This window comes from Microvirga sp. HS2 (assembly GCF_055792805.1).
In genome coordinates, this window is record NZ_JBVVAJ010000001.1 from 34,779 (window position 1) to 47,766 (window position 12,988).

Annotated in this window: 9 protein-coding genes; 4 read left to right on the forward strand and 5 right to left on the reverse strand. The window is 64.8% G+C overall.

All coding sequences use genetic code 11. The features are described 5' to 3' along the window. Window positions 1-2 precede the first annotated feature (2 nt). The 3 genes from addB to trxA all read left to right on the forward strand — a co-directional run bounded on the left by addB (window position 3) and on the right by trxA (window position 7,023). Window positions 3-3,164 carry a double-strand break repair protein AddB gene (gene addB / locus ACS5Q0_RS00145; RefSeq protein ID WP_473124575.1) on the forward strand — a complete coding sequence of 1,054 codons (3,162 nt, stop codon included), beginning with the start codon at window positions 3-5 and terminating at the stop codon, window positions 3,162-3,164. Next, the gene (gene addA / locus ACS5Q0_RS00150) at window positions 3,161-6,598 is read left to right on the forward strand and encodes a double-strand break repair helicase AddA (RefSeq protein ID WP_473124576.1); all 3,438 of its coding nucleotides are present in this window, start codon (window positions 3,161-3,163) and stop codon (window positions 6,596-6,598) included. Before addB ends, addA begins: the two co-directional genes overlap by 4 nt. 104 nt (window positions 6,599-6,702) lie before the next feature. Continuing rightward, window positions 6,703-7,023 (forward strand): thioredoxin, encoded by a 321-nt coding sequence (gene trxA / locus ACS5Q0_RS00155; protein ID WP_473124577.1) that lies wholly within the window; start codon window positions 6,703-6,705, stop codon window positions 7,021-7,023. Window positions 7,024-7,084: 61 nt separating this feature from the next. Here the strand turns inward: trxA and ACS5Q0_RS00160 are convergent, their stop codons facing one another. Both ACS5Q0_RS00160 and ACS5Q0_RS00165 read right to left on the reverse strand, forming a co-directional pair. Further along, window positions 7,085-7,492 (reverse strand): VOC family protein, encoded by a 408-nt coding sequence (locus tag ACS5Q0_RS00160; protein ID WP_473124578.1) that lies wholly within the window; start codon window positions 7,490-7,492, stop codon window positions 7,085-7,087. Window positions 7,493-7,503: 11 nt separating this feature from the next. Then, entirely contained in the window at window positions 7,504-8,847 is a 1,344-nt protein-coding gene (locus ACS5Q0_RS00165; protein ID WP_473124579.1) for a bifunctional folylpolyglutamate synthase/dihydrofolate synthase, read from the reverse strand. Between the two features lie 822 nt (window positions 8,848-9,669). On the opposite strand from ACS5Q0_RS00165, the gene ACS5Q0_RS00170 reads away from it, so the two are divergent. Further along, on the forward strand, window positions 9,670-10,167 hold the full coding sequence (locus tag ACS5Q0_RS00170) for a hypothetical protein (RefSeq protein WP_473124580.1): 498 nt from the start codon (window positions 9,670-9,672) through the stop codon (window positions 10,165-10,167). Window positions 10,168-10,178: 11 nt separating this feature from the next. On the opposite strand, the gene ACS5Q0_RS00175 is transcribed toward ACS5Q0_RS00170, so the two are convergent. The 3 genes from ACS5Q0_RS00175 to trpA form a co-directional block, all read right to left on the reverse strand. Beyond that, entirely contained in the window at window positions 10,179-10,343 is a 165-nt protein-coding gene (locus tag ACS5Q0_RS00175) for a hypothetical protein (protein WP_473124581.1), read from the reverse strand. A gap of 649 nt (window positions 10,344-10,992) precedes the next feature. Further along, on the reverse strand, window positions 10,993-11,892 hold the full coding sequence (gene accD, locus ACS5Q0_RS00180) for an acetyl-CoA carboxylase, carboxyltransferase subunit beta (protein ID WP_473124582.1): 900 nt from the start codon (window positions 11,890-11,892) through the stop codon (window positions 10,993-10,995). A gap of 109 nt (window positions 11,893-12,001) precedes the next feature. Then, window positions 12,002-12,841 carry a tryptophan synthase subunit alpha gene (gene trpA, locus ACS5Q0_RS00185; RefSeq protein WP_473124583.1) on the reverse strand — a complete coding sequence of 280 codons (840 nt, stop codon included), beginning with the start codon at window positions 12,839-12,841 and terminating at the stop codon, window positions 12,002-12,004. Window positions 12,842-12,988 lie beyond the last annotated feature (147 nt).

Consider the following 12,988-nt stretch of genomic DNA (forward strand, 5'->3'; position numbering starts at 1 on the left):
TTGTGTCGAGCCAGCCGCGCGTCTTTTCAATCCCTCCGGGTTGCGCCTTTCTGCCGACCCTCGTGGACGCGCTGCTTGAAGGCCGCCTCGTCGGCCCGCTCGCCGACGATCCTACGGCGCTCGCCGACGTCACGATCTACGTTCCGACCCGCCGCGCCACCCGTGCGCTGATCGCGCTTCTGGCGGAGCGCGGTGCAGGTCGCGCCCAGCTCCTGCCGCGCATCGTGCCCCTGGGCGAGACGGACGAAGCGGAATTCGAGCTGACCGGGCTGGAAGGCACGCCGCTGGCGGAGGCCGCGAGCCTGAAGCCGCCGATCCCGCCGCTGGAACGCCGCCTCATTCTCACCCGCCTCGTGCAGCGCTGGTCGGCTCAGGTGGACCGCGCTCTCCTGCAGCTCGGCCCCGAAGTGCCCTTCATGGTGCCAGCCTCCCCAGCGGATGCGGTGAATCTGGCGGGCGATCTGGAAACGCTGATGGATGCCTTCACGACGGAAGGCATCGATTGGCATGCGCTCGAACTCGCCGTCGATTCGGACTACTCGAAATACTTCGAGATCACGCGCCACTTCGTGCAGATTGCGAGGGAGAACTGGCCCATGATTCTCGCCGAGCGTCAGGCGAGCGATCCCGCGCAACGGCGCACGGCGCTCCTCGAAGCGGAGGCGCAAAGGCTGTCCCGCGAACGGCCGGGCCATCCCATCATCGTCGCGGGCTCCACGGGTTCCGTACCCGCCACCGCCAACCTGATGGCCGTCATCGCGCGCCTGCCGCGCGGCGCCATCGTGCTTCCCGGCCTCGACACGGACCTCGATGAGGAGAGCTGGGCCACCATCGGCGGCGCGGGCGACGACGACAACGATCCGGTGCACGGGCATCCACAGGCGTCCCTGCGCCGTCTCGTCGACAGGCACCTGCGCATTCCGCGCTCCGCGATCACCCTTCTCGGCGAGCCGCCGGAGCCGGCGCGCGCGCGCAACCATCTGCTGTCGGAAGCGCTCCGTCCCGCCGACACCACGGACCGCTGGGCGCTCATCACGCCGGAAGAGCGTCTGGCCATGAGCCGCGGCGGCTGCGACGGCATCACCATCATCGAGGCTGCGGACGAGCGCGAGGAAGCCTTCGCCATCGCCATCGCCCTGCGGGAAACCCTCGTTCACCCGCACAAGACTGCGGCGCTCGTCACGCCCGACCGCGCCTTGGCGTCGCGCGTGACAGCGGAACTCGCCCGCTGGGGATTGAGCGTGGAGGATTCGGCGGGAATTCCGTTGTCCGACACGCCCGCCGGACGGCTCGCGCGCCTGACGGCGGAGGCGGCAGCCGACGACCTGAGCCCCGTTCGCCTGCTGTCGCTACTCGCGCATCCGCTCGTGCGTCTGGGCTTCCCGCGCGCCACCGTCGAACACGCCGCCAGCATTCTCGAAATCGGCGTGCTGCGCGGCCCTGCGCCTGCGCCCGGCATCGAGGGCATGCGCGCTGCGCTCGCTGCGCGCCGTCGCGGGAAGGACCACCGCACGCCCCGGCCACGCGCGCGTCTCACCGAGGCGGATTGGGATCTCGCCGACACGCTGCTGCAGCGTCTCGGCCTCACCTTCGAGACCTTCACGCCCTCCGCCCATGGCGAGGACCGCCTCGATCTCATGACCCTCGTGGAGCGTCATCGGCGGGCCTTCACGCTTCTCTGCGCGCAGCCGGAGGACGAAGAGGGCGACAGCGAACCGTCCCTCGAGCCGCTGGCCGCGCTCTTCGACGATCTCGAGAACTCCGACATCCGGGAAGAGGAAGGCCATCCGCTCGTCGGCCGCTTCGTCGATTACCCTGCCTTCTTCACCGCGCTCGCCAAGCAGCGCTCCCTGAGCCCCTCCCCGCGCTCCACCCATCGACGCCTGAAGATCCTCGGCCTCCTGGAGGCGCGTCTCCTCACCGTCGACCGCGTCGTGCTCGGCGGCCTGGACGAGGGCACCTGGCCGCCGCGCACGGTCACGGACGCGTTCCTCAATCGGCCCATGCGCGCCCGCGTCGGCCTGATGCCGCCGGAGCGGCGCATCGGTCAGACGGCCCATGATTTCGTGCAGGCGCTCGGCACGCACGACGTGGTGATCACCCGCGCACACAAACGCGACGGCTCGCCGATGGTGCCCTCGCGCTTCCTGCAGCGCCTCAAGGCCTTCACCGGCAAGGAGGTGTGGGAGGGCATGGTGAAGGCAGGCGAGTATTACCGCCGCCTCGCGCGCACTCTCGATACGCCGGAACCGGCGCCTGCGCTCCCGCGTCCGCGCCCCAAGCCCGACCCCGCTCTCTTCCCGCGCTCCTTGAGCGTCACGGAAGTGGAGACGCTGGTGCGCGATCCCTATTCGATCTTCGCGCGCCACGTTCTCAAGCTCGACGCGCTGGAGGCGATCGCGGTCGCGCCGAGCGCGGCGGAGCGCGGCACGATCATCCATGACGTGGTCGGTCAATTCGCCGAGCGCTTTCCAGAACACCTGCCGGCTCATGCGCACGAGATCCTCTTGGATCTCGGCGAGGAGGCCTTCACGGAGATCAGGGAAGCCTATCCCGAGCTCTATGCGGAGTGGTGGCCCCGTTTCGAGCGCCTCGCCATCGCGTTCGTGGACTGGGAACAGATGCGCCGTCCCGACATTGCGAAAGTCCATGCCGAGCGTTCGGGCAGGCTCGCGATCCCAATGCCGGACGGTTCCGTCTTCAATCTTCGCGCCCGCGCGGACCGGATCGAACAGCGTCGGGACGGCGGCTTCACGATCATCGATTTCAAGACGGGCCAGCCGCCGGGCGTGCGCGAGGTCTATGCCGGCTTTTCGCCGCAGCTGACGCTGGAAGCGATGATGCTGATGAAGGGGGCCTTCAAAGGCTTGGCGATGGCGAAGGAGACGCCGGATCTCGTCTATGTCCACACGACCGGAGGACGCGAGCCGATCAAGCCGCGCGAGATCAAGCCAGGACGGGACGAGGAGCGCTCGGTGCCCGAGATCGTGGAAGAACATCGCCGCCGCTTCGAGGGCATGATCGCGCGCTTCGTGAAGGGCGAGGCGGCTTACGTCTCGCGGCCTTTCCCGAAATATGCGCGGCGCTTCTCCGAATACGATCATCTGGCGCGCGTGAAGGAATGGTCGCTGGCGAGCGCCGGTGGGGCCGAGGGCGGCGAATGAGCAACGATCTCGTCATTCCCGATTACACCAAGGACGCGCAGCGGCGCGCCGCGAACCCGCGCGCATCCGCGTGGGTGTCGGCGAACGCGGGCGCGGGCAAGACGAAGGTGCTCACGGACCGGGTCGTGCGCCTGCTGCTCTCCGGCTCCCTGCCTGGCCGCATTCTCTGCCTCACCTTCACCAAGGCCGCTGCCGCCAACATGGCGATCCGCGTGTTCGAGCGGCTGGGACGCTGGGTGACCATGGACGAGGAGAGCCTCGTCGCGGAACTCACGGAACTCGAAGGCGCAAAGCCCACGCGCCAACAGGTGAAGCTCGCCCGCACGCTCTTCGCGCGCGCCGTCGAAACGCCGGGCGGACTGAAGATCGATACCATTCACGCCTTCTGTGAGCGGCTTTTGCATCTCGTGCCGTTCGAGGCCAACGTGCCGGCGCGCTTCGCCGTTCTGGACGAGAGCCAGACCGACGAGATGCTGGCGCAGGCCGTGAAGAACGTGCTGGCGGATGCCTCGAACGGCAATTTCCCTTACCTGAAGGACGCGCTCGACATCATCAGCGTGGATGCCGTGGGCGATGCACTCACCGCCGCGCTCAACGCAGCTCTGCGCTGCAAGTCCTTCCTCCACGATTCCACGGGCATCGCGCGATTGCAGCGGGAGCTCGGCCTGACGGGCGACGAGACGCTTGCGGGCATCGAGCAGGCGATGCTGGAGGGCGGCTTTGCGCCGGAGAGTTGGCCGGCTGTCGCACAGGATTTGATGACCGGGAAGGCCACCGATCAGGAGCGTGCGGCCTCCTTCATCGCGGCGGCGGAGGCAAGCGATCCTGCCGAGAAGCTCAAGCATTATCTGTCCGTCTTCCTGAAGGAATCCGACGGCCTGCCGCGCGCGGAATCGCGCCTCGTCACCAAGTCGGTGGATCCCGCACTAAAGGAGCGGCTGCTCGACGAGCAAAGCCGCCTCTGGCGGCTCATGGACAAGCGCAAGGCCGCGCGTGCGCTCGAACGCACGCGGGCGCTCTTTCTGCTGGCTGCCGAGATTCACGACCGCGTCGAACAGGCGAAGATGCGGCTCGGCGCCCTCGACTTCCAGGATCTCATCGACAAGACGCTGGCGCTGCTCTCGCGCGGCGATACGGCCTGGGTGCTCTACAAGCTCGATCGCGGCATCGACCATGTGCTGATCGACGAGGCGCAGGACACGAACCCGCAGCAATGGGAGATCCTGCGCAAGATCACGGAGGACTTCACCGCAGGCGAAGGCGCATCAGGCGGGCGCATCCGCACGCGCTTCGCGGTGGGCGACCCCAAGCAATCGATCTACGGCTTCCAGGGAGCGGTTCCTCTCGAATTCGAACTGACGCGCAAGAGCTGGATGAAGGAGGCGAGAAACGCCGAGCTTCACTTCGAGGACGTGTCTCTCACCATGTCCTTCCGCTCCACGAAAGCCGTTCTCTCGGCGGTGGACGCCACCTTCGCGGTCGAGAAGAACTTCAAGGGCCTGTCCTTCGAGGACAAGGCCATCGGCACGGTGCACGAGAGCGCCCGCCCGCATGCGCCGGGCCTCGTGGAACTCTGGCCGACCGAGACGCCCGCCGAGGAGGAGGAGCCCGAAGCTTGGGTTCTTCCCGTCGACGAGCCTGAGCAGCAATCGCCGCCCGTCGTCGTGGCGCGTCGCGTCGCGCAGGCGGTGAAATGCTGGACGAGCAAGGGCGACGAGAACGGCCGCGTCTGGAGTGCGGGCGACGTGCTCGTTCTCGTGCGCAAGCGCGGCGCGGCCTTCGAGGCGGTGATCCGCGCATTGAAGGAAGCAGGCGTGCCCGTGGCGGGCGCGGACCGGCTCAATATCGGCGAGCATATCGCCGTGCTCGATCTCGTGGCGGCGGGACGCGCGGCTCTGCTGCCGGACGACGACCTGACGCTCGCGACCGCGCTGAAATCACCGCTCGTCGGCCTCACCGACGATGATCTCATTCGCATCGCCGCCGATCGCGCGGACGACGAGTCGCTGCATGCCGCTTTGCACCGCCACGCGGAAGCGGGCGACGCGAAGGCGAAGCGCGGTTGCGAGGCGTTGCAGGCCTGGCGCGACCTTGCGGGGCAACATGGCCCCTTCGGCTTCTTCGCCACCCTGCTCGGCCCGCGCGGCGGACGCTCGCAGCTCGTGGCGCGGCTGGGCAGCGAAGCGGGCGACGCCATCGACGCGTTCCTTTGCTTCGCTCATCAGTCGGAGATGACGGAGACGCCCTCGCTCACCGTCTTCATCAACCGCTTCGAATCCGCATCGCACACCATCAAGCGCGATCTCGATTCCGTGAACAACGAAGTGCGCGTCATGACGGTGCACGGCGCCAAGGGCCTGGAGGCGCCGATCGTCATTCTCATCGACGGCTGCGAGGTGCTCGGCCGCGATCCGCCGCTGCTGCAGCTGCAGACGAAGATCGGCGATACGATTCCCGTCTGGGCTCCCGGCAAGAGCGCCGATTGCGGCGTCATGGAGGAGGCGCGCGATCTCCTGCACGCCAAGGGCTACGAGGAGCACAATCGTCTTCTCTACGTGGCCATGACCCGCGCCAAGGACCGGCTGGTGATCGCGCCCTATCTCACGGGGCGCAAGGACTCGCCGCAGGAGGCCTGGTGCGAGATGATCCGCCATGGGCTCGTCGAGAAGGCCGGTGGCCTGGAGCGCAGCGAAGCTCCCTATGGCCCCATCGAGCTCTGGCGCGAAGGCTCGCCGCTCGCGCGCACCCTCGCGGCCGAATCGGATGTTGTGCCGCTCGAGCCCTTCGAGGTACCGGATTGGCTGAGGCTGCCGGTGCGCCCGGAGCCCGAACCCTTGCCGCCGATTCGTCCTTCCAGCGCCCTGGGAGCGGCCGAGCGCATGACCCGGCCCGGAGACGGCCCCTATGCCCCCGAGGCGCGGCTGCGGGGCACCCTGGTCCATGCCCTGCTGGAACGCCTCCCCGCCTTGGGCCCGGAGCACCGGGAGGCCCTCGCGCGGGCCTATGTGCGGGCCCGGGCCCCCCGGCTCGCCCCCGAGATCTGCGAGGCGGTGATCGCCAACGCCCTCGGCGTCCTGGAGCATGAGGACCTGAAGGCGCTGTTCGGGCCGGGCTCCCGGGCGGAGGCGCCCATTGCGGGCAAGGTGTCGACGGCGGATGGAGCACTCATGGTTTCCGGCCAGATCGACCGCCTTGCGGTCCTGGACCGCGAGGTTCTGGTGGCCGATTTCAAGACCACGGCCCGTGCCCCCAGGCCCGGGCAGAAGCCCCCCCAGAGCTATGTCGCCCAGCTCGCGCTCTACCGGACGTTGCTCGCGGAGATCTACCCGGACAAGCGCATCCGCACCTTCCTGGTCTGGACGGCGGGGCCGGTCATCCACGAGCTGATGGAACCCGAACTGGAATCGGCCCTTACCCTCATCGAAGCGGCGTGAGGGGAAGATAGCCCTTGCTTGATTCCCGGATCCGCCGTTCTTACCTTGGCTCTATCGTCGAGCGGCTCGGGTGAGTCGCTGTATCAAAATTCAAAGGTGATGTGATGGCGACCGTTAAGGTGACCGACGCAAGCTTCCAGCAGGACGTCCTGCAATCCTCCGAGCCCGTCGTGGTCGATTTCTGGGCCGAGTGGTGCGGCCCGTGCCGCATGATCGGCCCGGCTCTGGAAGAGATTTCCAACGAAATGGCCGGCAAGGTGAAGATCGCGAAGGTGAATGTGGACGAGAACCCGCAGATCGCCTCGCAGCTCGGCATCCGCTCGATTCCCGCGCTCATGATGTTCAAGGGCGGCCAGGTGGTGGCCCAGAAGATCGGCGCCGCCCCGAAGGGCGACCTCACCAAGTGGATTCAGGCCTCCGCCTGATCCGCTCAACGAGCATGACCTTAAGGAAAGGGGCCTTCTCGGCCCCTTTTTCATGACCGCTTCACGTGCGGTCCACGGCATCCTGATCCATGTAGACGATCTCCCAGATATGCCCGTCGAGATCGCTGAAGCTGCGGCCGAACATGAAGCCGTGATCCTCCGGCTCCCGCATTTCCCGGCCGCCCTGCGCCAGGGCCCTGTCCACCAGCTGGTCCACCCGCCTCCTGCTTTCCACGGAGAGGCAGGTGAGCACCTCGGTCATCTTGGTCGTGTCGGCGACGGGCCTGCGCGCAACCTCGCGGAACTTCGCCTCGGTGAGCAGCATGGCGAAGATGTCGTCGGAGATCGCCATGCAGGCGGCGGTCTCGTCGCTGAGTTGCGGGTTGAAGCCGAAGCCCATGGTTTGGAAAAACCGCACCGACCGCTGAAGGTCTTTCACCGGCAGGTTGACGTAGATTTTGGTGGCCATGGCCGCTTTCCTTATTCGGGCAGCGTTCCGTTGGCTGCCAGCACCTCACCTGCCAGATAGAGCGAACCGCAGATCAGGACACGGGGCGGGCGTTCCCAAACGTAGTTGTGGAGCGAGGCCAATGCGGATTCGACGCTCGGTGCAACCGAGGTGGTAAGCCCGACGCTCGCGGCAATGGCAGCTACTTCCTCGGCGGGGCGCGCCGCGATCTGTCCGGAGATCGGCACGGCGATCACCTCCCGCGCGAGGCCGGAGAAGTTCTTGAAAAAGGCCTGCGAATCCTTGGTGCCGAGCATGCCGGCGATCAGCACGAGCGGCGCATCGCTGCGTTCGCTCTGATCGGCCATGGCCGCGGCCAGAACGCGCCCGCCATCGATGTTGTGCCCGCCGTCGAGCCACAACTCGCTGCCCTGCGGCGCGACCTCCGGCAAGCGCCCCTTGGAGAGACGCTGCAGCCGTCCGGGCCATTCCGCGCGGGTGAGGCCCGCCTCGAAGGCGGAGGTCTCGAACTGCTCGAAGCCGGCCGCCCGCAGAGCCGCGATGGCCGTGCCCGCATTGGTGAACTGATGCCGCCCGATGAGCTTCGGACGCGGCAGGTCGAGCAGCCCCTTCTCGTCCTGATAGACGAGACGGCCGCCCTCTTCGTGGATGGAGAAATCCTGCTGGCCGATGAGCAGCGGGGCGGCGCCGATGCGCTCCGCTTCATCGTGCAGGGTCTGATCGGCTTCCACGTAATCCTGCGGAGCGATGATGGCCGGGCAGCCGCGCTTGAAAATGCCGGCCTTCTCCTTGGCGATGGCTTCGAGCGTCGTGCCGAGATATTCCGCGTGATCGTGCCCGATCGGCGTCACCACGGCGGCAGCGGGCCTGTCGATGACGTTCGTGGCGTCGAAGCGCCCGCCGAGCCCGACTTCGAGCAGCAGCACGTCGGCAGGTTCTTCCGAGAAGATCAGCAGCGCCGCGGCGGTGGTGATCTCGAACACGGTGATCGGCTCCCCCGCATTCACGGCTTCGCAGCGGCGGAAGGCTTCGACGAGGCGATCCTCGCTGACATACTGCCCGCCGCCGAACCGCCCGAGACGGATGCGCTCGTGGAAGCGCACGAGATGCGGCGAGGTATAGACATGAACGGCGAGGCCCGCGCTCTCCAGGATCGCCCGCATGAAGGCGATCGTGGAGCCCTTGCCGTTAGTGCCCGCCACATGGATGACGGGCGGCAAACGGCGCTCGGGATGACCGAGCTTTGCGAGAAGCCGCTGGATGCGCCCGAGTGACAGATCGATGGTCTTCGGGTGCAGGGCGAGAAAACGCGCGATCAGCGCATCGGAAGATTCATACGCACCGCTAACACCCATCGTTGACTTCCTCATTCCCTTCAAGACGCCGGGACTAGCACTTACCGCCTGAGAGGGGAAGAGAGCCTGAGAGCGCGGCTCGATCTCACACTATTGAACTTAGATTAATCGGCGGAATCTACGATTTCACACCTTCGGAGTTTTCACCCGATTTGGTGTACATTGGAATCGGAGAAGCCCCGGCTCCTGGACAACCCGACCATTCCTACTGAAGAGACCGTGCCGCCATCCTCGGTTACAATCAATATCATGCGCCGCAGTCCGCGACTTCTTGACCTTGAGCTCAAGGCATCGGCCTTCATACGTGCCTCGGCTTCTATAGCTCTCGATAGACCATCCATGACATGCCCCACCTGATCGTCTGTCATTCTTAAAATGGCATCTGCAATCCGCAGGGCCCCTGAAGATCCGCTAACTTCTCGACGCGTTCGGCATTCTCATTTTGCGCTTCTGCCGTTGTTTCCTCCGACACAAGCAAAGGACGCATGCGCGAGTAGCCCCATGGTGGTCAATGAGGATTTTCAAATACTTATGAGGACAACACTCCCCAAATAACTGAGAATTCCGCTCCTCATCAGGATGCTCAAATTAGGGCGCCCGCCAACCGGCAAATTTGCGGATGGATCAGCCGATCGGCATAGTCCTCACCCGATGGCTTTCACCAGCAAGCCCCGCCTGAGCACAGCTGGGGCTACATCTGCACCAGCAATCAAGAAACATGCACCGTTTCCACCTGCAATGCGAACTTCTGGTATAACCATCGATGGAGTAGGTTGGAATGCAGCGACCAGGATGATTATCTGGGCGCTGGAGAGATGGTACGTGAGCAAAGCAGACAACAAAAAGTCGCTCCAGCGGATCCTCTACCGTGAGCGGTTTGAGCAGCGAGATCTTTCGGCTGAAGGCGAGAGATACGCCCAGGAAGCAGATGCGAGAACACTGAGAAAGTATGCAACTCTGAAGAAATGGCTCCAAATCCGCGAGAGCATTTCGTCTATTCTGTCTGCACTGAATAAGAAGATTGCGTTGATCGGCGCCGAGGTCCGAGTAAGCGAGAACGTCCCGCATAAATACTTGCCCGATCCCTACGAATCGATTGGCCGTGGTCGCCTCGATTTTTATATGGACGGAAAGAAAACAACCCGGTCACTGGAGGCTGATTTATCGGCGAATGGAACTGCTCATCTTTACATGTACCTGCCGAAAGAGACCAAACGCTTGACGGTCAACCTTGCGGAGATCGACAGGACTCGGATCGAGGCGCTTCTGATTGAGTTCGTCGACTTGGCAACCCAGGACGACTTCCCACGCTGCCCCTGATCAGAAAGGACTTAGAGATACGCAAGATAGACGGCGAAGGCGACGAGCCCAGTTGCCGCCAGTAGCGACAGCATCAGCATGACGATGTTGAATACTCTTACGTATCGGACAAGCTGGGCCTCCACTGCTTCAACCTTACGGTGCTGCTCGTCTGGGTCAGCGGAACTTCGCGGCACGATCTCTCTGCTGCTCAATGAAAAGTTCCTCTAAACGGATCCGTCTCACACAGGCAGGACCATTGTTCAAAGGCTCCGATGACGCTCGTGTGTGGGCGCACCAGCCCAAGCCGCTCATCGTGAATAGCCCGTCTTGGCAAAAAGAAAGCGCCTCTCTTCCCATGAGGGCGCTTTGAGATCCGGCCCGCAGGGGCAAAAGAAACGGCGCCGGTGCCATCACAGTATCCAAGGAAATCCGCTGCGCCTATTCGGGATATTCCCACGTAAATATCCGATTCCAGCACCCCATGTTCCAGAAAATCTAGATCTCGGGCAGTAAATGCTAAGGTAAATTATAAGAACCTTGGCTGGAAGGCTGAAAAGATGGCCTTGCTACAGAGGAGAGGCAGTCGGAGTTTCGGAAGAGGAACGGAGGCCTGATCGCAGGCCATCCGACCATCGGGCTGCCGCCAAAACCCTGATTGCGGAGGCGCAAGCCGCACGGATCAAGGCTCATGTTCAAGCATGCTCTCCCGCTTGAAAGCGCGCCGGCAGATTCAAACCAAGCAGATTGCGTAATTCACAGAGTTGCCTTTGTGGAATTCGGCTAAAGAGGCCTCGTTCCCACCTGGTAAGCCTGCCCCGCTAAAGGTCAGGACGATGCCCTCACTTACTCGGCCGCAGCCGCGACATCGGTCGTGGTCTTGCTCTCGGTCGGAGCCGCCGGAGCCTTCATGAACAGACGCGAGAGGCGGGCGATCGTCGGCTTCAGGTCATGGCGGTGCACCACCATGTCGACCATGCCGTGCTCCTTCAGGTATTCGGAACGCTGGAAGCCGTCGGGCAGCTTCTCGCGGATGGTCTGCTCGATGACGCGCGGACCAGCAAAGCCGATGAGCGCGCCGGGCTCGGCGAGATGCACGTCGCCCAGCATGGCATAGGATGCGGTGACGCCGCCGGTGGTGGGATTCGTGAGCACGACGATATAGGGCAGGCGCGCATCCCGCAGACGGCGGATCGCCACCGTGGTGCGCGGCATCTGCATGAGGGAGAGAATCCCCTCCTGCATGCGCGCGCCGCCGGAGCCGGCGAAGAGCACGAAGGGCGTCTTCTTGTCGAGGGCCGTCTCGGCGCCCTTGATGAAGGCCTCGCCCGCCGCCATGCCCAGCGAGCCGCCCATGAAGCCGAAATCCTGCACGGCGATGGTCATCGGCAGCTCGTCGACGCGGCCGAAGCCAACCTTGAAGGCGTCCTGCTGGCCCGTCTTGGTGCGAGCGTCCTTCAGGCGGTCGATGTAACGCTTCTCGTCACGGAACTTCAGCGGATCGACGGCCACTTCCGGAAGCGCCACGTCGAGCCAGGTGCCCCCGTCGAACATGAGCTGGAGGCGCTGCGTGGCCGAGATGCGCATGTGATGGTTGGAACCGGGGATGACCCACTGGTTCGCCTCCACGTCCTTGTGGAAGACCACCTGCCCCGTATCCGGGCACTTGATCCAGAGATTGTCCGGCGTCTCGCGCTTGAAGAGCGTCTTGATCTTCGGACGGACGACTTCGGAAATCCAGTTCATCGCTTCAATCCTCTCGTCATGGCCGGGTGTGTCCCGGCCATCCCCGTCTGTACACGCGATCGAAGGCGTGGAGGCCCGCAACAGGTGCGGGCATGACGGTCAGTAATCTTTATGCAGCCGCGCGCTTCGACACCGAGCGCACGCCTTCGCTCAATTCCTTCACCAAAGTGGTGACGGCCTCGACCGAGCGCGAGGTCGCGCGGCCCTGTTCGTCGAGCGTATCCTTCAGCACGCTGATCAGGGCCGAGCCCACCACGACACCGTCCGCGCCCTTGGCCACCGCCGCCGCATGCGCGCCGCTCTTCACCCCGAAGCCCACCACGACCGGCAGAGGCGTGTGCTGCTTGATGCGCTCCACCGCCGAGGCGACCTTGCCGAAATCGGGGGTCGCAGCGCCGGTGATGCCGGTGATGGAAACGTAATAAACGAACCCCGCCGTGTTGGCGAGCACCGCCGGAAGCCGCGCATCATCCGTGGTCGGAGTGGCCAAGCGAATGAAGGCGAGACCCGCCTTCAGGGCCGGCAGGCACAGCTCGTCGTCCTCTTCCGGCGGAAGATCCACGACGATCAGGCCATCGACTCCAGCTTCTTTTGCGTCATTCAGGAACCGGTCGACGCCATAGACGAAGATCGGGTTGAAATAGCCCATGAGGATCACGGGCGTGTCCTGATCCTCGGCCCGGAAGCGGCGGATGAGATCGAGGGTCTTGACCGTATCCTGGCCCATCTTCAGGGCGCGCAGGCCCGCCGCCTGGATCGCCGGACCGTCGGCCATGGGATCCGTGAAGGGCAGGCCGAACTCGACGATGTCGGCGCCGGCCTTGGGCAGGCTCTTCAGGATCTCGAGGGAGGTCTCCGGATCCGGGTCTCCCGCCATGATGTAGGTCACGAGAGCGGCGCGGCCTTCCGCACGGCATTGTTCAAAACGGGCTTCGATACGCTTGGTCATGGGCGGGTCTTTAGCACGGGAGGGAGACGGGATGAAACCGTTTAACGCTGCCGTCATGCCCGCGCTTGTCGCGGGTATCCACGTCTTCCGGCGCGGCGGTTTCCAGGACGGGGATGGCCGGGACAGGCCCGGCCATGACGAGCGGAG